Origin of the sequence: Acrocarpospora sp. B8E8, from assembly GCF_039871605.1 — a bacterium.
Lineage (GTDB): Bacteria > Actinomycetota > Actinomycetes > Streptosporangiales > Streptosporangiaceae > Acrocarpospora > Acrocarpospora macrocephala.
Window position 1 is genome coordinate 86320 of sequence record NZ_JBDPLV010000036.1, and the last position, 25124, is coordinate 111443.

Sequence of the window (25124 nt, forward strand, 5' to 3'; positions counted from 1 at the left end):
GTGCGGCGGCGCGCCCGGCGGCTGGCCGGGCGGCTGCGCGGCGCCTACCGGCGCTCGCTCCAGCTGCGGGTGGTGACCAGCACGCTGGTCGTCTCGATGGTCGTGGTGGCCGTGCTGGGCGTGTTCCTGTTCCAGTCGATCACCGACGCGATGATCGCCGGCCGGACCCGGGCGGCGACCGCGGAGGCCAAGGCCAACGTGTCCAGCGTGGCCGGCTACTTCACCGTCTCGCAGAACGACGTGCCGCCCAAGGGCGGCGACCAGGACACCGCCGTCAGCACCCCGGTCGAGCTCGCCGCCCGGGCCCTGGCCGAGCGCGCCGGCTCCCGGTACGACGTGATCATCCTGAACAAGAGCCGGGTCGGGCAGGACCGCGCCACCGGCAACATCGACGTGGCCAGCGTGCCCGAACGGCTCCGCCGCGACCTGCAGAAGAGCGGCTCCACCACGCTCTCCTGGCGGCAGCCCGCCACGCTGCGCTACCTGGACCACGCCGAGCCCAACCAGATCGGCTTCGTGGTCGGCTCGCTGGTCTTCAGCCCGGACGGCACGTACGAGATCTACCACCTGTTCCCGCTGCAGGAAGAGGAGGAGACGCTCTCCTCGGTGCTCCAGCTGCTGATCATCGTGGGCGCCGGCCTGGTCCTGCTGCTCGCCGCGATCGCCTCGCTGGTCACCCGCCAGGTCGTCACCCCCGTACGGCTGGCCCGCCAGGCCGCAGAACGCCTGGCCTCCGGCCGCCTGGAGGAACGCCTCAAGGTCCGCGGCGAGGACGACCTGGCCCGGCTGGCCACCTCCTTCAACGAGATGGCCAGCAACCTGGCCCTCAAGATCCACCAGCTGGAGGAGCTCTCCCAGGTGCAGCGCCAGTTCGTGTCCGACGTCTCGCACGAGCTGCGCACCCCGCTGACCACCGTACGGATGGCCGCCGACCTGCTGTACGAAGCCCGCGAGGACTTCGACCCGATGGCGGCCCGCTCGGCCGAGCTGATGCAGGCCCAGCTGGAACGCTTCGAGTCGATGCTGGCCGACCTGCTGGAGATCAGCCGCTACGACGCCGGCGCGGCCACCCTCGACCTGGATCCGGTGGACATGCGCGACGTGGTGCTGCGCGCGGTCGGCGACTCCGAGGCGCTGGCCGAACGGCACGCCACCCGGTTCGAGCTGCGGCTGCCCAACGAGCCGTGCATGGCCGAGTGTGACAGCCGCCGGGTCGAGCGCATCCTGCGCAACCTGCTGTTCAACGCGATCGAGCACGGCGAGGGCAAGGACATCGTGGTCGCCCTCGGCGCCGACCGGGACGCGGTGGCGGTGGCCGTCCGCGACCACGGCGTGGGGTTGCGGCACGGCGAGGAGAACATGGTCTTCGACCGGTTCTGGCGGGCCGACCCGTCCCGGGCCAGGACCATCGGCGGCACCGGGCTCGGGCTCGCCATCTCCCGCGAGGACGCGCTCCTGCACGGCGGCTGGCTGCAGGCGTGGGGCTCGCCCGGGGAGGGCACCCAGTTCCGGCTGTCGCTGCCCCGGATCGCGGGCAGCGAGCTGAAAGGCTCGCCGCTGCCGCTGGTGCCGCCCGAGGTGGAGATGCGGCGCACCTGGCGAGGGCAGGCCACGCCCGTGCTGTCGGCCGCGGCGGGCGAGTCTGGGGTGTTCGATGTCGACTAGACGCTATCTGGCCGGTCTTGTCGCGCTGGGCGCGCTGTCGGCGTGCACGATCGTGCCGTCCAGCGGCAATCCCACCACGGTGGAGAAGGAGGACGGCGGCAGCGACCCGCTGAGCCAGCCCTACGTGCGGGTCATCGCCACCGAGCCCAAGCCCGACGCCACCCCGGTGGAGATCGTGCAAGGCTTCCAGGCGGCCATGGCCGGGTTCGACGACACCAGCCGGGTGATCGCCAGGACGTACCTTACCCCGGAGGCGCGGGCGAAATGGAATCCGGCGAAGGCCAACACGATCATCTGCGACTGCAAGTTCACCCCGGCCGAGGTGCCCGACCCGGACGCCAAGGAATACGCGGTGCCGATCACGGGCAAGCAGATCGCCACCATCGACCCGGAGGGGCGCTACCTGGCCTCGCCCGCCGACCAAGAGAACAACGCCTGGGACCCGATCTCGCTGGTGAAGCTGGACGGGCAGTGGCGGATCTCGGCGGCTCCGGCGGCGCTGCTGCTCCGGCCCGATGACCTGTCCCGGGCCTACCGCACGGTCACCCTCTACTACCCCGACCTCGCCGGCCAGGGCCTGGTCTCCGACCGGGTGCGGCTGCCCATCGACCCGGTCCGGGGCTTCCCCGAGTCGCTGATCGAGCGGCTGCTGCGCGGGCCGAGCAAGCCGCTCTCCGACGGCGTGCGGAACACCTTCCCGCCCGGCACCGAACTGCGCGACATCCGGGTCGAGGACAACGCGGTGGTGATGGACTTCAGCGCGCAGCTGGGCGAGCTGGCCTCAGCCCCCGAACGCCTGCGCGCGGTGAAGGCCCAGCTGGCCTGGACGTTCACCGCGGTCGCCCCGCAGATGCCGATCGTGGTGACGATCAACGGGGAGCCGTTCCCCGGCGGCTCGCTGCGCTTCCAGCGCGGCGACTTCGGCGAGTTCGATCCGTCCGTGCTGGCCAAGGAGCCGCCCGGCTACTACGTGCTGGACGGCACGCTGGTCAAGGAGACCAAGAACAACGAGCCGCCGGCGCCGGTGCTCGGCGCGGCCGGGGAGCCCAACCAGGCCTTCGACCATCCGGCCATGGCCGAGCTCCCCTACGGCCGGGTGGCCGCGCTGCGCCCGGAACCCGGGATCTGGGTGGCCGACCTGGCCGAGGGCAGCCAGTGGCAGCGCTGGATCAGCGGCGAGGGCAAGCTGACCCCGCCGTCCTGGGACCGGTACGGGGAGGTCTGGTCGGTCGAGAAGGTCGGCTCGCCGGAGGTCCTGGGCTCCAAGGTCTGGCGGGGCGTGAACGGGCAGGCCATCCCGGTCACCGCGCCCGGTCTGGAAACCGCGAACGTGAAGGCGTTCCGGGTGGCCAGGGACGGGGTCAGGGCCGCGGTCATCTCCGACCACGGCGCCGGCGAGCAGGTGGACATCGGGATCATCGTCCGGATGGGCGACTACCGGGTCGGCGGCCTGGAGACGCTGATCCCGCCGGAGCAGGGCCGGACCATCCTCGACATCGCCTGGCAGGACGACGGCACGGTGCTGGTCCTCACCGAGAAGGCCAAGCAGCAGTCGCTGTTGGTCTACTCGATCTCCGGCGGCGACGCCCCGGACACGCCCACGGTGGACAACCGGATCAACTCGATCACGGCCGCGCCGGGCGCCATCCTCGCGGCCGACGAGAACGGCGCGCTCCGCCGCTGGGACGGCACGAAGTGGAACGCCCCCGTCAAGTCGGGCGTGACCTACGTGCTGTATCCGCTGGGCTGAGGTTCTGTCGGTGCCGTCCGGCAGGGTGGGCGGGTGCTCGACCTGATCCTGCCGCCGCGCTGCGCCGGATGCGGCCGCGCGGGCTTCCTGGTCTGCCCGGTCTGTACGGCGCTGCTGCGCGGCGCGCCGTCGCCGCGGCCCCCCGAGAATCCGCCGCCCGGGCTGCCGGAGTGCTGGGCCGCGGCGGAGTACGCGGGGGCGGTGCGGCGGTTGCTGCTCGCTTTCAAGGAGCGCGGGAGGGTAGCGCTAGGGCCACAGTTAGGTGGCTGTTTGGCGGCGACCATCGCCGTCGCGCTGGGTGAGTCGCGGCGTGCGCTGGAGCTGGTGCCCGTGCCGAGTTCTCCGGCCGTGACCTGCCGCCGGGGGCATGATCCGGTGCGGGGGATGGCGGCGGTGGCCGTACGGGATCTGCGGGGGTCCGGGTGGCCGGTCACGCTCGCGCCGGTGCTGCGGCAGCGGCGGCGAGTGGCCGATCAGGCGGGGCTGAGCGCGCCCGAGCGGGCCGCGAACCTGGCCGGTGGGTACGTGGTCTCAGCAGGTCGGGTACGGCCGTCTGGGTGCCCGACGGCCGTGCTGGTCGATGATGTGGTGACGACGGGGGCGACGCTGGCGGCCGCCGCGGCGGCATTGCGCGCGGCGGGGGTGCAGGCGCCCATCGCGGTGACGGTCGCCGCCACGAGGAAGCGGGTGACCGCAACGCGACACGCCCGGGATGATCAAAATTTGGTCCGTGACCCTAGGTAAAGAAACAGTTAAATAACGGTCCGGCCCGATGGCCACACCTCCATGGCCTGACCACGGCAGCCCCCCAGGTCAGCCTGATCGACAGGCGTTCGCGTAGAGGAGGCAACCGCCACGAACACGGCAGCGCCCCACCCCGCCCGCCACCGGGGAAAATCACCGACCGTGATCTTCCGCGCGAGTGCACGGCTGACATTCGGCCCAGTAGCGACTAGCGTTCAGGACATGGCACCCGTTCGGGTCCGTGGTTGCGCCGGACCGACTCCCGTAAGGGTTTCGGCCTGGCTAGCCGATGCCAGCCGCAGGCAAAACGGTCCACGTAAGGCGACTCTTGGTCGACCGATCACGGTGCGGCTTAGAGGTAAGTCCTGCCTTCCCGGGGGTCCAGATGGCCCCCGCCAGGAGAGAAGGGCAGTAGTGGCACAGAGCCGCGAACCCCTCAGCAGGCGGATGTGGGGACGAAGACCAGGTCGGCCGGACGGGTGCTCCTTCATGTCAGTCGAGAGGCGAAGGGGGGCTTTTGCGTGGACATCATCGTCAAGGGACGGCACACCGGAGTGAGTGACCGTTTCCGTGATCATGTGACGACCAAGCTGGCCAGAATCGAGCGTCTGGACAACAAACTCATCCGCGTGGACGTGGAAGTGTCCAAGGAGCGGAATCCGCGGATGGCGGATCAGCGAGAGCGAGTGGAACTCACCATCCACTGCAAGGGCCCGGCGATCCGGGCCGAGGCGGCCGCGGACGACCGGTTCTCCGCCCTCGACATCGCTCTCGGCAAGCTCGAGTCACGGCTGCGCCGGATCAGCGACCGGCGCAAGATCCATCACGGGAAGAACTGCCCGCCCTCGGTGGCCGAGCTCACCGCGGCGCTGGCCGACGTCAACCAGGAATCCGACTCGACGCGGATTCGTGTACCCGAGCCAGAGCCCCAGTACGAGTACGTCCCACCGCAGAAGCGCAACGGCTATACCGAGCCGATCATCCCGATCGAACAGGACGGCGACGGCCCGCTTGTCGTCCGGGAGAAGTTCCACCAGGCCGACCCGATCACCATCGACCAGGCGCTCCTGGAGATGGAACTGGTCGGCCACGACTTCTTCCTCTTCCGCGACAAGGAGGGCGGGCAGCCCAGCGTCGTCTACCGGCGCCGTGGTTACGACTACGGCGTGCTGCGGCTCGTCGAAAGCTGACCCCGATCCCGTTGACGAGAAAGTCGTGATCTGGACAGCCGCGGCGGTGAGTCGCCGGGTCGGCGGCTATGCGGCTGGCATGGGACGGGTTTCTCGTCAAATACCCTTCAACAAGGAACTCGGCGCCCCACATCATCGTTGATGGTGCGGGGCGCCGGGCGCTCAGCGGTACCGACGAAGATCGATAATGAAGATCCTCGCCAGGGCTGGAAGCCGTGCCATGATGGCGATCCAGCGACCTTGGCCCCCCACGAGGAGGAGCTGTGAGTGAGCGCGGCGAGCGGGACGAGGTGGCCCGCTCTGCTGGTCGTAACGAACCGATCCGTGTCCTGATAGTCGACGATCACGCGTTGATCCGGCGCAGCCTGGAGCTGGCGCTGGCCGCGGAGGATGACATCGAGGTCGTCGGGGAGGCGAGCGACGGCCAGGAGGCGGCCGAACTCGCCGAACGCCTGCTGCCCGACGTGATCCTGATGGACGTGCGCATGCCCCGCAGGGACGGCATCCAGGCCGCCCGGGGCATCAAGGAGAGCATGCCGTCCGCCCGGATCATCATGCTCACCGCCAGCGACGAGGAGGAGGACCTCTTCGAGGCGTTCAAGGCCGGCGCCACCGGCTACCTGCTCAAGGACGTGCAGATCGACGAGGTCCCCGACGCGGTCCGCGGCGTGCACGGCGGCCAGTCCTTCATCAACCCCGCCATGGCGACCAAGCTCATCACCGAGTTCGCCAGCATCAGCCGCAAGGAAGCCGAACGCCCCCCGCAGCTCCCGGTCCCCCGCCTCACCGACCGCGAGATGGAAGTCCTCCGCCTGGTCGCCAAGGGCATGAACAACCGCGAAATCGCCAAGGACCTGTTCATCTCCGAGAACACCGTCAAGAACCACGTCCGCAACATCCTGGAGAAACTCCAGCTCCACTCCCGCATGGAAGCCGTCGTCTACGCGGTCCGCGAACGCCTCCTGGAGATCACCTGATGCCCGCCGCGCGCGTCGCGGAGCTTCGTGCGCGGGCGCGTCGTCTCGGACTGCTGGTGGAACTCCCGCCGCGTCCGAGGATGACCGACGCTGAACGGCAGCAGGCGCTTGATTCGACTCGGGGGATCGGCCCGATCGTGGATTCGCTGTTCGCACAGGGGCGATAACCGGTTCAACTCACCCGGTTGATGCGGATTTGAGCGCAGTTGACCCGGGTGGCTGCATCGGTCGGGGCCGTAAGCGTCCAGGGAATTGGTGCCAGGTTGCAGGGACGGTAGCGGGATCAGGTCACTCGGTCGATGCGGATTTGAGTGCAGTTGACCCAGCTGGCTGCTTCGGTCAGGGCCGCGTGGACGGCGTCCAGGGATCTGGTGCCGGGTTCGAGGGTGACCTGGCGGGCGATGAGGGTGTCGCCTTCGCGGGCGGGGTCGACGCGGGCGATGAGTTTGCCGGCGGAGAGGATCGGCATCGCGAAGTAGCCGTGGATGCGTTTGGGCTTGGGGACGTAGGCCTCCAGGCGGTGGGTCATGCCGAAGACGCGTTCGGTGCGGGCGCGGTCCCAGATGAGGGAGTCGAAGGGGGAGAGCGGGGTCGTGCGGTGGCGGCCCCGGGGGTCTCCCGCGGCGAGGGCGGCGGGGTCGGCCCAGGCGTTGGGGGTGCGGCTGCGGGCGGCGGGGAGGCCGGTCATGGTCACGGGGGCGCCGCGGGTGCGGGCGGGGGGCCAGCCGGAGACATGGACGGGGACCAGGCCGGAGGCGCCGCTCTGGAGGGCCTCGTCGAGGTGGGCGGCGTGTTCGCCCTTGACCCGGGTGTAGTCGACGAGGTCGGCGCGGGTGGCGACGGCCAGGGACTCGCCCGCGACGCGGGTCAGGCGGGTCACGGCTTCGGCGTCGGTGAGTTCGGTCTCGCGCAGGTGCGCGGGGACGACACGTTCGGCCAGGTCGTAGACGCGGCGCCAGCCGACACGCTGGACGCAGACGACCTCGCCGATGTCGAGCAGGAACTCGATGGAGATCTTCGAGTCGGACCAGTCCCACCAGGGGCCGCCGTTCTTGGCGCCGCCGATGTCGGTGGTGGTCACCGGGCCCTCGGCGCGGACCCTGTCGAGGACCTTGTCGATGGTGGCGGGGACCTCGTGCCAGCGCACGCCGCGGTCGCGGTAGGCGCGGCGGCGAAAGCCGTACAGCGGCCAGTGTTCGAGGGGGAGGACGCAGGCGGCGTGGCACCAGTATTCGAAGGCGTCGCCGCTCCAGTAGGCGCGTTCGACCGTGTCGCGGCCGATCGCGCCGAGGCGGGCATAGGCGACCAGTTCGTGCGAGCGGGCCAGCACCGAGATCGTGTCCAGCTGGACCGCGCCGAGGCGGCGCAACATCGCGGGGGCGCCGCCGCGGCGGCCTTCGGCGCCCAGGAAACCCTGGGCGCGAAGGATGACCCGCCGGGCCTCGTCGGCCGTCAGATCGTGCACCGTCTCGAGCCCGGTCGGATGTCCCGTCGCGGGAACTGTCGTGGGCCCTGCCTGATGGACCGGCTCAGGCCCAGACGAATGCCCCGCGTCGGGCGCCGTCTCGGGCACCATGCTGGGAACTGTCTCAGGCCCTGCCTTGTGCACCGTCGATTCCGTCACAGGCCCGATGGTAGAACCCGCCACCGACAAAACGGCTACACCGGTTTCGGCTCGCCCGACAAATCCGGATTTATCGGGATCAGTTGGCCTCGAGGGCCTTACGCTCAAGCTCGGCCTGCTCCAGCCTGGCCTCGTGCGGCGAGTGGTGTTCCTGCGCCGCCAGTGCCCGGGGCGCGTCCACGATGACGTCGGAGAAGATGTCGAAGATCAGCGCCAGCAGGCCGCCGACCGCGCAGATGCCCACGCCGACCCAGACGAACAGCCAGTTGGGGCCCGAGTTCCCGCCGAGCCCGGTCAGCGCCACCCCGCCGACGGTGAACCCGATCAGGATGACGGAGACGGCGAGCCACGATTTGGCGCTGCCCCCGTGACTGCCCTGGTGCGCAGTTTCTGCCATATCCGCTACCTACCTGACCCGCCCCGCCGGAACACGGAGCCTCGCTCGTACGTTTGTCAGGGTTGAGCCTAGCGACATGCCCCCTCGGTGCGCCCCTGGGACCTCCGCTCTTCCTCTACCCGGCGTCAGACGGCTGTGTCGGGTGGCTGTGTCCGGTGGTGGAACCGCCTACGATGGCTTCGGGGAAGTATGTCTTGTCCTCAACCCCGGTGGATGAGCCGGGGTAGACCTGCGAGGAGCTTTACTAACCGTGGCAGCCATTCTCGACAAGATTCTTCGCGCCGGCGAAGGCAAAACTCTGCGTAAGCTCAAGCGCCTCGCCGAGCAGGTCAATTCCATTGAAGAAGATTTCAAGAGCCTTACCGACGCCGAGCTGCGCGAGCTGACCGCGGACTACAAGCAGCGGCACGCGGCCGGCGAGTCTCTGGACGATCTGCTTCCCGAGGCGTTCGCCACCGTGCGCGAGGCCGCCCGCCGGGTGCTCGGCCAGCGGCACTTCGACGTGCAGCTCATGGGTGGCGCCAACCTCCATATGGGCAACATCTCCGAGATGCGCACCGGTGAGGGCAAGACCCTGACCTGTACGTTGCCGGCCTACCTCAACGCCATCGCCGGCAAGGGCGTGCACGTCGTCACGGTCAACGACTACCTGGCCAAGCGCGACGCCGAGACCATGGGCCGGGTGCACCGCTTCCTCGGCCTCGAGGTCGGCGTGATCCTGGCCAACATGCCCCCCGACGAGCGCCGCAAGCAGTATGGCGCGGACATCACGTATGGGACGAACAACGAGTTCGGCTTCGACTACCTGCGTGACAACATGGCCCAGTCCAGCGAGGAGTGCGTGCAGCGCGGGCACCACTACGCGATCGTCGACGAGGTCGACTCCATCCTCATCGACGAGGCGCGGACCCCGCTGATCATCTCCGGGCCCGGCGAGCAGTCTGGCAAGTGGTATGCCGAGTTCTCCAAGATCGTGCCGAGGCTGCGCCGGGGCACCGAGGGCAAGGACGGCCAGGACAGCACCGGCGACTACGTGGTCGACGAGAAGAAGCGCACCGTCGGCATCCTGGAGGCGGGCGTCGAGAAGGTCGAGGACATCCTCGGCATCGACAACCTCTACAAGCCCGAGCACACCCATCTGGTGCAGTTCCTCAATAACGCCCTCAAGGCCAAGGAACTGTTCAAGAAGGACAAGGACTACATCGTCGTCGACGGCGAGGTCCTGATCGTCGACGAGTTCACCGGCCGCGTGCTGCACGGCCGCCGCTACAACGAGGGCATGCACCAGGCCATCGAGGCCAAGGAAAGCGTCAAGGTCAAGGACGAGAACCAGACCCTGGCCACCATCACCCTCCAGAACTACTTCCGGTTGTACGGCAAGCTCGCCGGCATGACCGGCACCGCCGCCACCGAGGCGAACGAGTTCCACCAGACCTACAAGCTGGGCGTGGTCCCGGTCCCGACCAACATGCCGATGATCCGCAAGGACCAGGCCGACGTCGTCTACAAGAGCGAGGACGCCAAGTTCCAGGCCTGCGTGGACGACATCAAGACCCGGTTCGAGAAGGGTCAGCCGGTCCTGGTCGGCACCACCAGCGTGGAGAAGTCCGAGCGCCTGTCCCGGATGCTGAAGCGCCAGGGCGTGCGCCACGAGGTGCTGAACGCGAAGAACCACGCCCGCGAGGCCGCGATCATCGCCGAGGCGGGCCGCAAGGCCGCGGTCACGGTGGCCACCAACATGGCCGGTCGAGGCACCGACATCATGCTCGGCGGCAACCCCGAGTTCCGCGCCGACCTGGAGCTGCGCCAGCGCGGCCTGGACCCGGTGGAGACTCCGGAGGAGTACGAGAAGGCGTGGCCCGAGGCGCTGGAGAAGGCCAAGGAGGCCGTCAAGGCCGAACATGAGGAGGTCGTCTCCATCGGCGGCCTCTACGTGCTGGGCACCGAGCGGCACGAGTCGCGCCGCATCGACAACCAGCTCCGCGGCCGGTCCGGCCGGCAGGGCGACCCCGGCGAGTCCCGCTTCTACCTGTCCCTTGAGGACGACCTGATGCGGCTGTTCAACTCGGCCCGGGTCGAGATGATCATGACCAGGCTGAACATCCCCGAGGACCAGCCGATCGAGTCGGGCATCGTCTCCAAGGCCATCGCCTCCGCCCAGCACCAGGTCGAGCAGCAGAACTTCGAGATCCGCAAGAACGTCCTCAAGTATGACGAGGTCATGAACCGCCAGCGCAAGGTGATCTACGCCGAGCGCCAGCGCGTGCTGGAGGGCGCCGACCTGCACGAGCAGGTCCGCACCTTCATCGGCGAGGTGGTGGACGACTACGTCAAGGCCGCCACCTCCGAGGGCTTCGCCGAGGAGTGGGATCTCGACAAGCTGTGGAAGGCGTTCGGCGAGCTCTACCCGGTCAAGATCACGGCCGCCGAGCTGATCGAGGAGGCCGGGGGTTCCAAGGCCGACCTGGACGGCGCCTTCATCGCGGAGAAGATGAAGGCGGACGCGCTCGACGCCTACGACCGGCGCGAGGAGGAGTTCGGCACCAAGGTCATCCGCGAGGTGGAGCGCACGGTCATTCTCTCGGTCATCGACCGGAAGTGGCGCGAGCACCTCTACGAGATGGACTACCTCCAGGAGGGCATCGGCATGCGCGCCTATGCCCAGAAGGACCCGCTGATCGAGTATCAGCGCGAGGGCTACGAGATGTTCGCCGCGATGCTCGACGGCATCAAGGAGGAGTCGGTTCGCTGGCTGTTCAGCGTGCAGATCCAGGTTCAGGAGAACCCGATCAGCTACGAGGAGGGCGAGGGCGACGCGGCCGTCGCCGAGGCCAGCTCGATCATCTCCAGGGCGCTGCGCCGGCCCTCCCGCCCCGCGGAGATGATCTACTCCGCTCCCGGGGAGAGCGGCGAGGTCGAGGTCAACCGGGTGCGGTCGACGCCGGAGCAGCGGGCCGCCTACGGGAACGTGGAGCGTAACGCGCCGTGCCCGTGCGGATCCGGCAAGAAGTACAAGCGCTGCCACGGAGACCCGAAGCACGCGAACGCCTAAACGATTCTGACGAAGCCCGCGCCCTGGTGGCGCGGGCTTCGTCGTCTCAGGCGGTTTCGAAGTCGGTGATCAGCCACTGGGCGCCGAACTTCTCCAGGCGGATGGCGAGGGCGCGGCTGCGGGGGCCGCAGTGCACGAGCAGGCACATTTCCACCGCTCCGGGGCGGGGGGACTGCACGTGGGGGACGCCGACCATCGGCGCGCGCGGGGTTTCGATCATCTTTCCGGCTCGGATCAGTTCGGTGTAGGTGCGTTCGGACATGCGGTCCTGGATGGTCTCGGGGGGTCTCCGACCGGCGAGGATCTCGGCGAGCGCCTGGCCGAGGCCGCGCAGGCGTCGTTCGTCGGGGATGGAGCCGGATGCCCCGATCGCCAGCGGCCGCCGGTCCCGTACGGGCTGGGGCGCCAGGGCCAGGGATCCGGTGGTTCGCGGCTGCTCGTCGTACGGGGGGTCGGCTGGGGGGACGGGCACGAGCCGGGGGAGGGGAATCGGCTGGGGCATCGAGTCTCCGAGGGGGTCGGACAATCAGACCCCTACAAGAGATTCCGGCCCACCCTGCGAAATATGCCCGCGCCAACTTCTCCTGATCCCGGCAGCCGTCGGTACGGCGATTCGCCCGCAGTCGCCGCGAAGATCCACCAACGCTCCCTGCTTTCGGAGCGCCAGCTTCGGGGAACCGGCCGACCGCAATTGATCAGCGCAGCAGGTTCTCCAGCGCCGGATTGTCGATGCTCGCGCTCAGCAGCCGGGCGGTCCCCAGCGCGGCGCCGTCCCCGAGCCGCCACCGGTGCACGTGCGCGCGCACCACGAATTCCCGCATGTCACAGTGGGCGGCGAGGGTCGCCAGGGTGTCCAGCATCGGCGTCGCCCGCACCACGTCCTCGTGCTTCAGCGCGGTGGTGACCGCGGCGTCCAGCGCGTACGCGTGGACCCACTGGTAGCGGTCCGGCACCCGGATGCATCGGAACGCCGCCTCGTCCTGCCATTTCAGCGCCGTGGTGTAGTCGGCGCGGCTCGCGTTGAGCAGGCCGAGCCCGCGCGCGGCCACGCCCTCCCAGCACGGATCGCCGAGCTGGCACGCCAGCTCCCAGGCGTGTTCGAGCGTGTCCCCGGCCGCGTCCAGGTTCCCGGCGTCGAGATCGAGCTGGGCCCGGAATGTCTGCGGCCAGGGCAGGAACGCCATCCAGCGCTGCTGGAAGATCAGCTCCAGCGATCGCTGGAGCGCCGCGGCGGCCTCGTCCTTCTCCCCGCGCAGCAGGTGGGCGCGGCCAAGGATGGACAGCGACCAGGCTTCCTGCCGGTGGTCGGCGCAGCGGGCGGCCCGCTCGACCGACTCGATCAGATAGCCGAACGCCGCCGGGTAGTCGCCGAAGTCGGAGGCGTTCATCCCGCGCAGCCCGAGTAGCGCGGCGAACTCGGCGTCGGTCTCGGCCGTCGCCTGGGCCTTGGTCAGCCACTCCTCAGCGGTGTCCCGCCGCCCCGCCTGCACCTCCACGAAGCCGAGCTCCCGGTAGGCCCGCGCCGCCGTCGCCCGGTCGCCCGTTTGGGTGCTCAGCTGGATCGCCTCATGGAGCGCGATCGACCCTTCCTCGTCCCGGCCCCGCACCGCGTGGACCAGCGCGGCCCCGAGGGCGGCCAACGCCCGGCCCTGCAGGGCGGGGTCGCCGTAGCGGGACGCCTCGGTCACGGCCCGGCGCAGGCACTGCAGCCCCGCGTCCACGGCCCCGGCCACGATGGCGGCCCGGCCCGCGTCGAGCTGGCTCGATCCGGCCGCCCGGCCGCTCAACGGCGGGGCCACCGGGTTTCCCGTGCTCACGGTCGCCGCCTCGCGCAGCGCCGCGGAGCTCTCCAGGCCGAGTTCCCGCCGCAGGATGTCCTCGCAGACCACGACCTGCCGCAGCGCGGCGACCCGGTCTCCGGTGGCGGCCAGGCTCCGGACCAGCAGCTCGTGGTTGCCCTCTTCGAGCGGGTTGCGGGCCACCGCCCGGGCCGCGTACCCGATGGCGTCCCTGGCCTGGCCCGCGGCCAGCAGCGAGACGGCGACCTGGCGGCAGCGCGCCTCGATCCGGGCCGACACCCGGTGCCGTTCCACCAGCAGCCAGGACTCGAACGCCGAGCTGGAGGCCATGCTCATGTCTTCGAGCAGCTCGCCGCCCGCCTCCAGCAGCGGGGCGGGATCGGTGTCGTCGCGGGTGACGAGATCCACGTCCACGATCACGTCGTCGCCGAACGCCGTGATCACCGGGTCGCCGGTCAGCACGCCGGGAATGCTGAGGGTTCTGCGGAGTTCGGCCAGCGTCCAGCGGAGCGCGCCGAGCGGGTCGTCGGCGTCTGCGAACAGCAGTTCGGACAGGTGCCTGCGGCTCTGCGGGCGCTCGGTCAGGAGCAGGTAGGTGAGCAGGGCCCACGCTTTGCGCCCGCGCGGCGGCCGGATCGCCGCGTCCTCACGTTCGATGGCCGGGCGTCCGAGTAACCGGATCGTCAACATGGACCCACCCCCGCGGCTCACTGTATGCGAAGAAGCTAGGCCCGGGACTGTGTCGTTTCGGTGCTTTCGCCGGAATCCACGTCCGGTTCCGGCTCCCGGCCCGGGGTCATGATGTTCAGCCGCCTGATCAGGAAGCTGAAGACCACGTAGTAGACCGCCGCGTAGATCACGCCGACCAGCATGACCAGCCAGAAGTTGTGCGTGTTGCCCTTGCCGATGTTCAGCAGCGCGTCCGTGGCCCCGGCCGAGAAGCCGAAGCCGAGCCGCGCGTCCAGCGCCGCCAGCAGCGCCATGGACAGGCCTGTCAGCAGCGCGTGCACCACGAACAGCACCGGCGCGACGAAGATGAACGCGAACTCGATCGGCTCAGTGATGCCGGTGACGAACGAGACCAGCGCGGCGGAGATCATGATGCCGCCGACCGCCGTCCTGCGGTGCGGCGGTGCGGCCCGCCAGATGGCGATCGCGGCGGCCGGCAGGCCGAACATCATCACCGGGAAGAAGCCGGTCATGAAGGAGCCCGCGCCGTCCGCGCCCTGCAGGTAGCAGGTCAGGTCGCCGGTGAACTGGGTGCCGTTGACCGCGCAGCCCGGCACCTGGAACCAGACGATGGAGTTGATGATGTGGTGCAGGCCGAGCGGGATGAGCAGGCGGTTGGCGGTGCCGTACACCCCGGCGCCGACCTCGTTGTGGTCGGCCAGCCAGGAGCCGAAGTTGTTCATCACCTCGCCGATCGGCGGCCAGACCAGGCCGAACACGACGCCCAGCAGCACGCCCGCGAACGCGGTGACGATCGGGACGAACCGGCGCCCGCCGAAGAACGCCAGCCAGGCCGGCAGCTTGATCCGGTAGTACCGCTGCCAGAGCAGCGCCGCCACCAGGCCGATGACGATGCCGCCGAGCACTCCGGTCGGGTTCCCCGCCGCCCAGTTGATCACTTCGACCGGCTTGCCGTCCGCCCCCACGACCTGCTGCGCCACCCGCTGATGTACGACATCCGCCGCCGGCGCGTCGAAGAACAGGCCCTTGGAGACCCGATCGAAGATGAGGTATCCCACCAGCGCGGCCACCGCCGTGGAGCCGTCCGACTTGCGCGCGAAGCCGATCGCGACCCCGATCGCGAACAGCAGCGGCAGCGCGCCGAACAGCACGTCCCCGGCGTTGGCCAGCACCTTCGCCACGTTCGCCATCCAGCCGAACCCGGCCACGTCGGCTAAGCCGCCCGGTTCCGCGCCGTTGGAGCCCAGCATGTCGGGCTGGCCGAAGCGCAGCAGCAGCGCCGCGGCGGGCAGCACGGCGATCGGCAACATCAACGACCGGCCGAGGCGCTGGAGCACGCTCATCACGGTGGAACTCATCGGTGATCCTCCAGGGAGAGGGGAGGTTACGAGCGCCTCGGCTCCAGGAGGGTGCGGAGCTGGTAGCGGTCGGCACGATAGGTCGATACCCCGAGTTCCGCGCACGCCCCACCGGCATAGGAACGCCGGGCCAGGAGCAGCACGGCGCCGCCGCGGGGCAGCTTGAGCAGGTCGGCGTCGCTCGGATCGGCGATGCCGCCGTCGATGGTCAGCTCTCCGGCGTCCAGCACGAGTCCGTACCGCGATTCGAGCAGCGCGTAGAGGGAGCGTCCGGACAGGTCGTAGGCGTCCAGGTCGGGGGCGAGCGCCACCGGGATGTGCGCGCGTTCGACGCACAGCGGTTCCCCGTCCGCCGTGCGCAGGCGCTCGATGAAGTGCACCGCGTCGCCGGGCTGGATGCCGAGCTCGCGGGCCAGATGGGCGCTGGCCCTGACCACCCGGCGATCCAGGTCGCGGGAGCCGGGCTCCAGGCCCCGGGCGCGCATGTCGTCGCTGAAGGAGGTGAGCTGGAGCGCCAGCTCGATCTTCGGCCGGGCGACGAAGGTGCCCTTGCCGGGGACACGATGCAGGCGCCCCTCGGAGACCAGGTGATCGACCGCCTGGCGTACGGTCATTCGGGAGAGGCCGAAACGCTGGCACAGCTCACGTTCGGACGGGATCGCCGCGCCGATCGGGAGTTCGTTGCTCTCGATCAGGTCCAGCAGGATCTCGCGCAGCTGGAAGTACTTGGGCACCGGGCTGTCGGGATCGATCTGGGCCACTGTTGCCTCCCCTCTCGTATTAGGTAGGGTTCCTACTGGTCTAGTCCGGACTAGACCACAGGCCCGAATTCTCTGTCAACGTACGGACCTATAACGGGATGAGCACCAGATGACGACGAAAATGCGTAGCGAGATAGCCGAACAGCCCGCCGCGCTCCGAGCCACACTGGACGCCCTGCTGCCGCAGGTCGGGGAGGTACGGCGACTGGGGGAACAAACCCGTCAGCTGCTGTTCATCGCCCGGGGGACATCCGACAACGCCGCAGTCTACGGCCGATACCTCATCGAGGCGCACGCCGGGCGCCTGTCCGCCCTGGCGGCGCCGTCGATCGCCACCACCTACCGGCGGCGGCTGGACCTGGACGGGGTGCTCGCGGTGGCGGTCTCCCAGTCGGGGCGTACCGAGGAGATCGTGGAGACGCTGGAGTGGGCCAGGGACTGCGGGGCGCGGACGGTGGCGATCACCAACGGCGGGCCGGAGAGCCCGCTGGCGCTCGCCGCCGATCTGGCGCTGTGCACGGTCGCGGGGGAGGAGAAGGCGGTTCCGGCCACCAAGACCTACACCACCCAGCTGGCCGCGATGGCGGTGCTCGCGCTGGGCCTGGGGGCGGACGTGAACGCGGCCGACCTGGACCGGGTGCCGGACGCGGTGGACAAGCTCATCGACAATCCCGGCGATCTCGACGCGCTCGTGGAGGGCCTGGCGGACAAACCGGGTGTCGTGGTGTCGGGCCGGGGGCTCGCGTTCTCCACGGCGCTGGAACTGGCGCTGAAGCTCAAGGAGGCCTGCTACCTGCACGCCATGGGGCTCTCCTACGCCGATCTGCTGCACGGGCCGATCGCGGTGGTGGACGAGGACACGCCGGCCATTCTGGTCGCCGCCCAGGACGGGCCGACCTTGCCCGGGACGATCGCCTTGGCCGAGCGGGTGACCGGAGCGGGCGCGGCCTCGTTCGGGGTGGGGGGCGGGGCCCGGCTGGCGGCCGTCTCGACGGCGTCGCTGCACGGGCCCGACCTGCCGGAGTGGGTCGCGCCACTCGGCCTCATCGTCCCCGGGCAGCTGCTCACCGAGGCGCTGGCGCGCAGGCTCGGGATCGATCCGGACGCTCCGCGGGGCCTGAACAAGGTCACCCAGACCGATTAAGGTGAGTCACGGATCCATTAATGAGAAACCCGTTCCATAGCCAGCCGTATAGCCGCCGACCAGGTGATTCGCCGCTACGGCTGTCCAGATCACAAATTTCTCATTAAAACGAGGAGGCTGACCATGGCGGCAGACGCGCGGGCGATCATCGCCGGTCTCGGTGGGGTGGACAACATCATCGAGATCGACCCCTGCATCACCCGGTTGCGCACCGAGGTGCGGGACGCCGCCAAGGTCGATCAGGCCGCGCTCAAGGCCGCGGGCGCGCACGGGGTGATGTCGGCGGGCAACATCATCCAGGTCATCGTGGGTCCGGAGGCCGACACGATCGCCAGCGACATCGAGGACATCATCGGCTGAGGGGGATCTTGTTGACACCTGTGCTGGCCCCGATGGCGGGTGCGGCGATCAGCCTGTCCGCCGTGCCGGATCCGGTGTTCTCGCAGGCCATGATGGGTCCGGGGGCGGCCATCGACCCGGCGCGCGAGCCCGGTCTGGCGCTCGCTCCCATCTCGGGGACGATCGTGAAACTGCATCCGCACGCGTACGTGATCGTGGGCGCGGACGGGCGTGGCGTGCTGGTGCACCTGGGGATCGACACGGTCCAGCTGAAGGGGGCGGGCTTCGAGTTGCTGGCCGATGAAGGCGACCTGGTGCCGGCCGGGCAGCCGGTGGTGTCCTGGAATCCGGCGGCCATCGAAGCGGGTGGCCGCTCGCCGATCTGTCCCGTGGTGGCGCTGGACGCGCCCGCCTCGTCGGTCCTGCGGGTGGCCGCGGGTCCCGTACATGCCGGAGATGAGCTGTTCCAATGGGGATGAGGCCCGCGGCGCTGTTCGACCTGGACGGCACGCTGATCAACTCCGAGGCGCGCAGCCTCGTCGTCTGGGGCATGCTGCTGGACAGCCATGGCGTCGAGCACGACGAGAACGTGCTGCGCGGGTTCATGGGCCGCCGGGGGCCCGACGTGCTGGGCGAGATGTTGCCGGGTTACGACATGCACGCGCTGATGGTTGAGATCAACTCTTACCTGGCCCTGCCCGGCTTGCCCGAGGTTGAGGTCGTGCCCGGCGCGGCCGAGTTCGTCCACGCGGTCGCCGCCTCCGGCGCGCCCACCGCGCTGGTCACCTCCGCGCGCCGCTGGTGGGCCGAGGACCGGCTGCGCTGGCTCGGTGTGTACGACCTGGTCCAGACCATAGTCACCGCCGAGGATGTGACGGCCGGGAAACCGGACCCGGAGGCGTACCTGACGGCGGCCGCCCGGTTAGGTGTGGAACCCGCCGACTGCGTGGTTTTCGAGGACTCGCTCGCCGGGATTGCCGCGGCGAGGGCGGCGGGTATGACATGCGTGGGACTCGCGACCACCCATCATCCCGGCGAATTGGCGCATGCAGATCTGGTCGTGGCCGATCTCACTGGTGTGAAATGGCCAATAACCGGGTGGTCTGGACCGCCCGCGTAGTAGAGGAGTTTCCGTGGCCGAGCGCAAGGTAACCGTCGAATCCGAGGTGGGCCTGCACGCCCGCCCCGCCGCGACGTTCGTCCAGACCGCGACGAAAGCGCCGATGGACGTGACCGTCGTGAAAATGGGCAGCGGCGGGACCCCGGTCAACGCCAAGAGCATCCTGTCGGTGCTCGCGCTGGACGTCCGGCATGGCGACACCATCATCATCAGCGCCGACGGGGACGGGGCCGACTCGGTCCTCGACCAGCTCGCGGCCATAGCGTCGGCGACCTGACATGACGACCTCTGTGGTGTTGCGGGGCTCGGGGGTCAGTCCGGGGGCCGGGTATGGTCCCGTACACGTGCTGGTCGGGGCGATTCCGGAACCCGCGCCCGGTTCGCGGTATGACGGGGAGGCGGCGGCCGAGCGGAAGCGGGCCGCGGACGCGCTGGAGCGGGTCGCCGACGATCTTGAGGCGCGGGGGGCCAAGGCCGGGGGAGCGGCTCAGGACGTGCTGGGCGCGCAGGCCATGATGGCGCGCGATCCCGGGCTCGAAGTCGGGGTTGCCGAGCTCATCGACGAGGGCATAGCCGCACCGCGCGCGGTTTTCGAGGCGTTCGGGCGGTATCGGGAGCTGCTGGCCGCCGCTGGGGGGTATCTGGCGGAGCGGGTGGCCGATCTGGACGACATCCGGGATCGGACCATCGCGTTGCTGACCGGGTTGCCCATGCCGGGGGTGCCGGAATCGGCGGCGGAGCCGTACGTGCTGGTGGCCAAGGATCTCGCGCCCGCCGACACCGCGCTGCTCAACAAGGATCTGGTGGCCGCGTTCGTGACCGAGGAAGGCGGGCCGACCAGCCACACCGCCATCCTGGCCCGGGCCATGGGCGTGCCCGCCATCGTGGGCTGCGCGGGGGCGACCTCGCTGCCGCAGGGGATCTGGGCGCTCGTGGATGGAACTTCCGGTTCTGTACGGCTTTCGCCGGAGCGGGCCGATGTGGACTCGCTGCTCGGGGCGGCGGCGGCCCGGGAGGCCGTGCTGGCGGCGAGCATGGGTCCGGGAGTGACGTTGGACGGGCACGCGGTGCCGTTGCTGGCCAACGTCGGAGGGCCGCGGGATCTGGAGTCCGCGCTGGCGCAGGGGGCGGAGGGGGTCGGGCTTTTCCGGACCGAGTTCCTCTTCCTGGATCGTGCGGAGGCGCCGACGGAGGAGGAGCAGGAGGCGGCTTATCGTGCCGTTTTCGATGCTTTTCCTGGGGGGCGGGTTGTGGTGCGGACCTTGGACGCCGGGGCTGACAAGCCGCTGGCGTTCCTGCCGCCGTCGGGCGAGGAGCCCAATCCGGCGCTGGGCGAGCGCGGCCTACGGCTTTTCCGGAAATATCCGGAAATGATGGGAAGTCAGCTTCGGGCGCTCGCGCGGGCGGCCGCCGGCACGCGGGCGCAGGCCTACGTCATGGCGCCGATGGTCGCGACCGTCGAGGAAGCCTCCTGGTTCGTGTCCGCGTGCCACGACGCCGGCCTGCCCAACGCCGGAATCATGATCGAGATCCCCTCCGCCGCGCTCCGCGCCCACCACCTCGCCACCGCCGTCGACTTCTTCTCCATCGGCACCAACGACCTCACCCAGTACGCCCTCGCCGCCGACCGCCAGGTCAGCGGCGTCGCCGAACTCCAGGACCCCTGGCACCCCGCCGTCCTGGACCTGATCGCCCTCACCGCCACCGGTGCCGCCACCACCGGCAAATCCTGCGGCGTCTGCGGCGAAGCCGCCGCCGACCCCACCCTCGCCTGCGTCCTGGTCGGCCTCGGCGTCACCTCCCTGTCCATGGGCTCGCCCGCCCTTCCCTGGGTCCGCGCCGCCCTCAGCCGTCACACCCTCACCCAATGCCGTACCGCCGCCACCGCCGCCCGCACCGCCCTCTCCGCCGCCACCGCCAAATCCGCCGCCCGCAACGAACTCCCCGGCCTGGCCGACCTGGGTTTATGATCTGGGCTTCGTGACGTGGCCCGCTTTGTTGCCGGGTCGGGTCGTTGACTCGCGTGCGGCTCCTCCTCCGGGTGGAACAGGGCCTGGGGGAGGGGCCGCGCGCACCAGATCTCAGAGGCGGTTGTCGGTGGGTCCGGCTACGGTGAGAACATGCTTGGGCACAGTACGGTAGGGCGACCTGGTCGGCGCATGACCCTCGCACGCGCATGGATGGCGGCCTTGACCTCCATGCCCGTGCGTGCGACGTTCGCTCGTTTGCGCGTTTCCGCGGGGGTTTGTGTGACATTCGCGATGGTCGTCGCGTGTTCGTCACCGGGCGACTCCTCGGCCGGGCGCACCACGCGCCCATCCCCGTCGGCCGCGTTATCCAGCCCGTCCATCACCCCGACCGAATCCGAGGCCACCTCGCGCATCTCCGCCGCCATCCAGCGCATGACGGTCGAGGAAAAGGTCGGCCAGCTCTTCATGCCCGTGCTGTACGGCTCCCGCGCCGACGCTCCCCACCAGGAGAACCAGGCCCGTTTCGGTGTCGGAACCCCCGCCCAGGTGATCAAGAAATTCCACCTCGGCGGCATGATCCTTTTCCCCGGCACCGGCAACATCGTCGATGCGAAACAACTGGCCCAGCTCACCGCCGGCCTGCGCGCCGCCTCCCCCGACGTCCCCTTCCTCATCGGCGTCGACCAGGAGAACGGCCTGGTCTCCCGCCTGGGCGACCTCGTCACCAAACTCCCCGGCGCCCAGACCCTCGGCGAAACCGGCAACCCCGCCAATGCCCGCGCCGCCGCCAAGATCACCGGCACCGAACTCCGCGCCCTCGGCATCTCCATGGACTTCGCCCCCGTCGCCGACGTGAACGTCAACCCCAAGAACCCCGTAATCGGCCCCCGCGCCTACGGCTCCGACCCGGACCTGGTCGCCGACATGGTCAGCGCCGCCGTCAAGGGCTTCCACGACAGCGGCATCGCCGCCACCGCCAAACACTTCCCCGGCCACGGCGACACCGCCACCGACAGCCACACCGCCCTCCCCGTCATCCGCCACACCCGCGCCGAATGGGAACGCCTCGACGCCCCGCCTTTCCGCGCCGCCATCACCTCCGGCGTCGACGCCATCATGACCGCCCACATCCTCATGCCCCGCCTCGACTCCTCCGGCGACCCCGCCACCCTCTCCAAGAAGATCCTCACCGGCCTCCTCCGCAACGAACTCGGCTTCAAAGGCGTCATCTCCACCGACGCCCTCAATATGGAAGGCGTCCGCGCCAAATACGGCGACTCCGAAGTAGCCGTCCGCGCCATCCTCGCCGGCGCCGACATCCTCCTCATGCCCCCCGACCTCCCCACAGCCTACGAAGCCATTCTCACCGCCATAAACTCCGGCCGAATCTCCCAAACCCGCTTAAACCAATCAGTCCGCCGAATCCTCAAACTAAAGTCCGACCGCTCCCTCCACACCAAGAACTTCTTCCCCCCACCCGCCAAAGCCCCCTCCCTACTAAAAACCCCAGAACACCGCCGCACCGCCACCCGCCTCACCGCCGGAGGCTGATCTTCCAGGGCTGGCCTCAGAGGGTTGATCTTCCAGCGCTGACCTCCGAGGGCTGGCCTCAGAGAGCTGATCTTCCAGCACTGGCCTCAGAGGGCTGCCTTCCCAGCGTCATGGGGCAGGCTCGGGTGGAGGGGGCAGCTTGGCGGTCCGGCTTGGGTGACTTGTTTGTGGGGTGGGCGTGTGGGTGGGGAAGACGTGGTTGGGGAAATGGGTGGCCTACGCTGGAGCGAGTTTGGATTGGGAGGGTTTGTGGTTCAGGGTGTGTTGATCGACTGGGGTGGGGTTCTTACCACTGGGTTGGCTGAGGCGATCGATGAGTGGATCGCTGCTGATCGGATTGATGGGTCGCGCTATCGCGATGTCATGCGGGAGCTGATTCGGCATGCCTATGAAGGGGCGGTCGATGGAGAGAACACGGTTCACGCGCTTGAGCGTGGTGAGATCTCGGCGGCGGAATTCGAGCGGGATCTTGCTGCTCGCCTGCTTACCTTGGACGGTGTGCCGCCCATCGCCGAAGGGCTGCTGACCCGCATGTTCGCGGGTTTCCGCCCGGTGGAGTCGATGCACGAAATGCTCCGCCACGCGCGCGCCGCCGGCCTGAAGACCTGCCTTCTCTCTAACTCCTGGGCCAACGACTACCCCCGAGACACCTGGACCGACCTCTTCGACCAAGTCGTCATCTCCGGCGAAGTCGGCATGCGCAAACCCGAGCCCCGAATCTTCCACCACGCCCTGGACCTAATCGCCCTCCCCCCGGCCCAATGCGTCTTCATCGACGACATCGAGGCCAACATCACCGCCGCCCAATCCCTAGGCATCCACGGCCTTCACCACACGACCCCCACCACCACGATCACCCACCTGGAAACCCTCACCGGAGTCCCACTCCGCGCTGGTTCCTGAATTCGTGCAGGACGGCAGGTGCGGGCACTACGCGCCGCCGTGACTCCCGGACTTGGCGGATCTCCCGATGGTTGAAGTCGGGCAGGCGATGGTGAGAAGGGCAGAGCGGTCTGCGGGACGCGGCGTTGGGATGTTGGGGCGGGACGCGGCGTTGGGATGTCGGGGTGGGATGTCAGGGTGGATTGCGGCAGTGTTGATTGGCGCTTTGGGGTGGCTTGGGGCGGAAGGGTCCTCGCGGGAAGTGCTGTGTGCTGGCACACTCATGGGGTGATCGGCTGCGTCCGGGGTTTGGGGCGCCCCGGAATCCGTGCGGAGCTCTTCGTTATTCGGGCGGCCGTGGCATAGCTTCAGAGTCGAGCATCTTGGGGAACGCATGCGTGTCTATCTGCCGTGCACGCTTCCGGGGTTGGCCCGCGCGCTCGCGGTCGGGGAACTCGGGCCAGGGCCGATGGCGGGGTTCGCGGTGACGCCCGCGCTCGTCGAGTGGTACGTCTCGGGGGATACCGAGGAACTGGAGTATGTCGCGCTGATGGAGGCGGCCCGGGGGTCGTTGCGGATGCTGGCCGCTGACCAGGTCGACGGGTTCGAGGCCCCGCCTCGGCGGGTCGTGGTCGTGGCGGAAGTCCCGGACACGGCCGTTCTGGTGAGTCCCGACCTGGATGATCGTGGACGGGTTCGAGTACTGGAATCGGTGCCGATGGCAAAGCTGGCCGCCGTCCACATCGATGATCTGTCCGCCCAGCAAGACGTCTCCGCAGCCATCTCCGCCCTCTCTTCGGCCGACGACGGCGACGACGACGCCCAGTTCATCGTGGACGGCGCCGACGCCCACGAACTCCTCTGGTACGCCACCCAGGAAATCCCCGACATCCTCGCTTAACCCCGGCGCGAACGAGCCATCCGCTGACCTTCAAGAGAATGCCCCTGCACAGAACGCCGCTGCTGCTTCTTGGGATGGTGCGGCGAGGAGCACAACCAGCTTGAAGCGACGCTCGGAAGCGCCGTGACAAACGGTCGGGTCGGTATGACCGATGTGGGAGGGGCCTCGATGAAGGGCAGCGCGTGGAGGTGCCGCGACACGGGACCAACCGCCAGAGCGCGGTCCTGGAGATGCCTCGATGAAGGGTGGGGCCCGGAAGCGCCGCGACCCGACAACGTCGTGGAGGCGGAAGCCGTCCGCGAAGGGCCTCGATGAAGGGCAGCGCGCGGAGGCGCCCTGACAGGTGGGGTAAATCGTAAGCCTCTACCTGCGGGTTCGTGGCCGGTCGCGAAGGGTCGTCGCCAGAGTGCTAGCGGTCATCAGTTTCTCCTGGTCCACGGACGGCGGGGTCTGGGTGCATGGTCACGTGGCATGACGGCTGACGGCCATCTCACATCCCGGTACGTGGCCTCTCTCTACCGTGAGATGAGGGCCCACGACGACGATGGCGTGGGCCGACGAAGGAGGCACACGGCGCCGATCGCCCCAGCCATCACCGGTGCTTAACCACCGCATGCGATCGTCGCGGCCCTCTTCACCACGGCGCCGGGGTTTTGTCCCTCCAGGCGGGCGGCCATGAGAGTTGACCGCTGGCCCGGAATCTGGTGTCCGCCTGGCAGGACCCACGCGGCCGTGAGTCTGGGTTTCCTGATGACCGCTCTCAGCCAGAGGGGTCCACGAGCGGGTTGTAGATGGGCTGTGACAGCGTTCATAGTGTGTGATCTTGGGTGATGTGACGCGCAGGGTGATGGCGTGTCCCTGTCGGACTCGAGGATTCGCGGTGGAATCACACGATCATGGGGCCGTCAATGGTGAGTGGGTGACGGCGTCCGATGAACTGGATGAAGGGCTTGCTCTGGTCGTGGAGCGGGCCGAGGTCGCACGTGAGGATGGAGTCCTCGGAGGGTCGCTCATGGTGGTCAGCCGGGCTTGCAGTCTGATGAGGCGGGCAGATCGTGCGTCGATGATTAGGACGCTGAACTAAGCTTGCGATTTAAGCAGGTCCGGGCGTTGGTGCAGGTGGAGGCACGTTAAGCCCGATGTTGTGGCGTATCACTAGATAGCGGAACATACCGGAACGTAGCCGTTTCGATACGGCGTGTCGTGACGA

Annotated in this window: 21 protein-coding genes; 15 read left to right on the top strand and 6 right to left on the bottom strand. The window is 69.1% G+C overall.

The window, feature by feature from the left end; genetic code table 11:
• The 5 genes from mtrB to ABGB08_RS30670 all read left to right on the top strand — a co-directional run bounded on the left by mtrB (position 1) and on the right by ABGB08_RS30670 (position 6326).
• The gene (gene mtrB / locus ABGB08_RS30650; protein WP_347596991.1) at positions 1 to 1665 is read left to right on the top strand and encodes an MtrAB system histidine kinase MtrB; all 1665 of its coding nucleotides are present in this window, start codon (positions 1 to 3) and stop codon (positions 1663 to 1665) included.
• A complete protein-coding gene (locus ABGB08_RS30655) occupies positions 1655 to 3415 on the top strand; it encodes an LpqB family beta-propeller domain-containing protein (protein WP_347596995.1) in 1761 nt (586 codons plus the stop codon). Before mtrB ends, ABGB08_RS30655 begins: the two co-directional genes overlap by 11 nt.
• 33 nt (positions 3416 to 3448) lie before the next feature.
• Positions 3449 to 4159: a ComF family protein gene (locus ABGB08_RS30660; RefSeq protein WP_347596998.1), complete on the top strand. Its 711-nt coding sequence runs from the start codon at positions 3449 to 3451 to the stop codon at positions 4157 to 4159.
• A gap of 521 nt (positions 4160 to 4680) precedes the next feature.
• Positions 4681 to 5349 carry a ribosome-associated translation inhibitor RaiA gene (raiA, locus tag ABGB08_RS30665; RefSeq protein ID WP_155354839.1) on the top strand — a complete coding sequence of 223 codons (669 nt, stop codon included), beginning with the start codon at positions 4681 to 4683 and terminating at the stop codon, positions 5347 to 5349.
• Positions 5350 to 5612: 263 nt separating this feature from the next.
• The gene (locus tag ABGB08_RS30670; RefSeq protein WP_155348287.1) at positions 5613 to 6326 is read left to right on the top strand and encodes a response regulator transcription factor; all 714 of its coding nucleotides are present in this window, start codon (positions 5613 to 5615) and stop codon (positions 6324 to 6326) included.
• Positions 6327 to 6609: 283 nt separating this feature from the next.
• On the opposite strand, the gene ABGB08_RS30675 is transcribed toward ABGB08_RS30670, so the two are convergent.
• The gene (locus ABGB08_RS30675; RefSeq protein ID WP_347597002.1) at positions 6610 to 7791 is read right to left on the bottom strand and encodes a crosslink repair DNA glycosylase YcaQ family protein; all 1182 of its coding nucleotides are present in this window, start codon (positions 7789 to 7791) and stop codon (positions 6610 to 6612) included.
• A 238-nt stretch (positions 7792 to 8029) separates the two neighbouring features.
• Positions 8030 to 8347 carry a hypothetical protein gene (locus ABGB08_RS30680; protein ID WP_155354837.1) on the bottom strand — a complete coding sequence of 106 codons (318 nt, stop codon included), beginning with the start codon at positions 8345 to 8347 and terminating at the stop codon, positions 8030 to 8032.
• Positions 8348 to 8597: 250 nt separating this feature from the next.
• Between ABGB08_RS30680 and secA the strand changes: the two genes are divergently transcribed.
• Entirely contained in the window at positions 8598 to 11399 is a 2802-nt protein-coding gene (gene secA, locus ABGB08_RS30685) for a preprotein translocase subunit SecA (RefSeq protein ID WP_347597006.1), read from the top strand.
• Positions 11400 to 11445: 46 nt separating this feature from the next.
• Here the strand turns inward: secA and ABGB08_RS30690 are convergent, their stop codons facing one another.
• The 4 genes from ABGB08_RS30690 to ABGB08_RS30705 form a co-directional block, all read right to left on the bottom strand.
• Positions 11446 to 11901 (bottom strand): Rv3235 family protein, encoded by a 456-nt coding sequence (locus ABGB08_RS30690; RefSeq protein WP_347597009.1) that lies wholly within the window; start codon positions 11899 to 11901, stop codon positions 11446 to 11448.
• Positions 11902 to 12094: 193 nt separating this feature from the next.
• Positions 12095 to 13888 (bottom strand): tetratricopeptide repeat protein, encoded by a 1794-nt coding sequence (locus tag ABGB08_RS30695; RefSeq protein ID WP_347597012.1) that lies wholly within the window; start codon positions 13886 to 13888, stop codon positions 12095 to 12097.
• A 35-nt stretch (positions 13889 to 13923) separates the two neighbouring features.
• Positions 13924 to 15246 (bottom strand): PTS transporter subunit EIIC, encoded by a 1323-nt coding sequence (locus tag ABGB08_RS30700; RefSeq protein ID WP_347597015.1) that lies wholly within the window; start codon positions 15244 to 15246, stop codon positions 13924 to 13926.
• Between the two features lie 26 nt (positions 15247 to 15272).
• Positions 15273 to 16007: a GntR family transcriptional regulator gene (locus ABGB08_RS30705; RefSeq protein ID WP_347597018.1), complete on the bottom strand. Its 735-nt coding sequence runs from the start codon at positions 16005 to 16007 to the stop codon at positions 15273 to 15275.
• 109 nt (positions 16008 to 16116) lie between these two features.
• Here ABGB08_RS30705 and ABGB08_RS30710 point away from each other — a divergent pair, with 109 nt between their 5' ends.
• The 9 genes from ABGB08_RS30710 (at position 16117) to ABGB08_RS30750 (ending at position 23914) form a co-directional block, all read left to right on the top strand.
• Positions 16117 to 17151: an SIS domain-containing protein gene (locus tag ABGB08_RS30710; RefSeq protein ID WP_155354831.1), complete on the top strand. Its 1035-nt coding sequence runs from the start codon at positions 16117 to 16119 to the stop codon at positions 17149 to 17151.
• Between the two features lie 123 nt (positions 17152 to 17274).
• Positions 17275 to 17511: a PTS glucose/sucrose transporter subunit IIB gene (locus ABGB08_RS30715; protein ID WP_155354830.1), complete on the top strand. Its 237-nt coding sequence runs from the start codon at positions 17275 to 17277 to the stop codon at positions 17509 to 17511.
• Positions 17512 to 17522: 11 nt separating this feature from the next.
• Positions 17523 to 17969, top strand: coding sequence for a PTS glucose transporter subunit IIA (locus ABGB08_RS30720; protein WP_155354886.1), 447 nt, complete (start codon positions 17523 to 17525; stop codon positions 17967 to 17969).
• Entirely contained in the window at positions 17960 to 18610 is a 651-nt protein-coding gene (locus ABGB08_RS30725) for an HAD-IA family hydrolase (RefSeq protein ID WP_347597023.1), read from the top strand. The genes ABGB08_RS30720 and ABGB08_RS30725 overlap by 10 nt, the downstream gene beginning before the upstream one ends.
• A 13-nt stretch (positions 18611 to 18623) precedes the next feature.
• Positions 18624 to 18887, top strand: a complete 264-nt coding sequence (locus tag ABGB08_RS30730; protein WP_155354829.1) for an HPr family phosphocarrier protein — start codon at positions 18624 to 18626, stop codon at positions 18885 to 18887.
• A gap of 1 nt (position 18888) precedes the next feature.
• Complete coding sequence (gene ptsP, locus ABGB08_RS30735; protein ID WP_347597026.1) at positions 18889 to 20580, top strand: phosphoenolpyruvate--protein phosphotransferase; 1692 nt, start codon at positions 18889 to 18891, stop codon at positions 20578 to 20580.
• 279 nt (positions 20581 to 20859) lie between these two features.
• The gene (nagZ, locus tag ABGB08_RS30740; RefSeq protein WP_347597029.1) at positions 20860 to 22131 is read left to right on the top strand and encodes a beta-N-acetylhexosaminidase; all 1272 of its coding nucleotides are present in this window, start codon (positions 20860 to 20862) and stop codon (positions 22129 to 22131) included.
• Positions 22132 to 22338: 207 nt separating this feature from the next.
• A complete protein-coding gene (locus tag ABGB08_RS30745) occupies positions 22339 to 23034 on the top strand; it encodes an HAD family phosphatase (protein WP_347597039.1) in 696 nt (231 codons plus the stop codon).
• Positions 23035 to 23407: 373 nt separating this feature from the next.
• Complete coding sequence (locus tag ABGB08_RS30750) at positions 23408 to 23914, top strand: hypothetical protein (protein ID WP_347597032.1); 507 nt, start codon at positions 23408 to 23410, stop codon at positions 23912 to 23914.
• The last annotated feature ends 1210 nt before the right edge of the window (positions 23915 to 25124 follow it).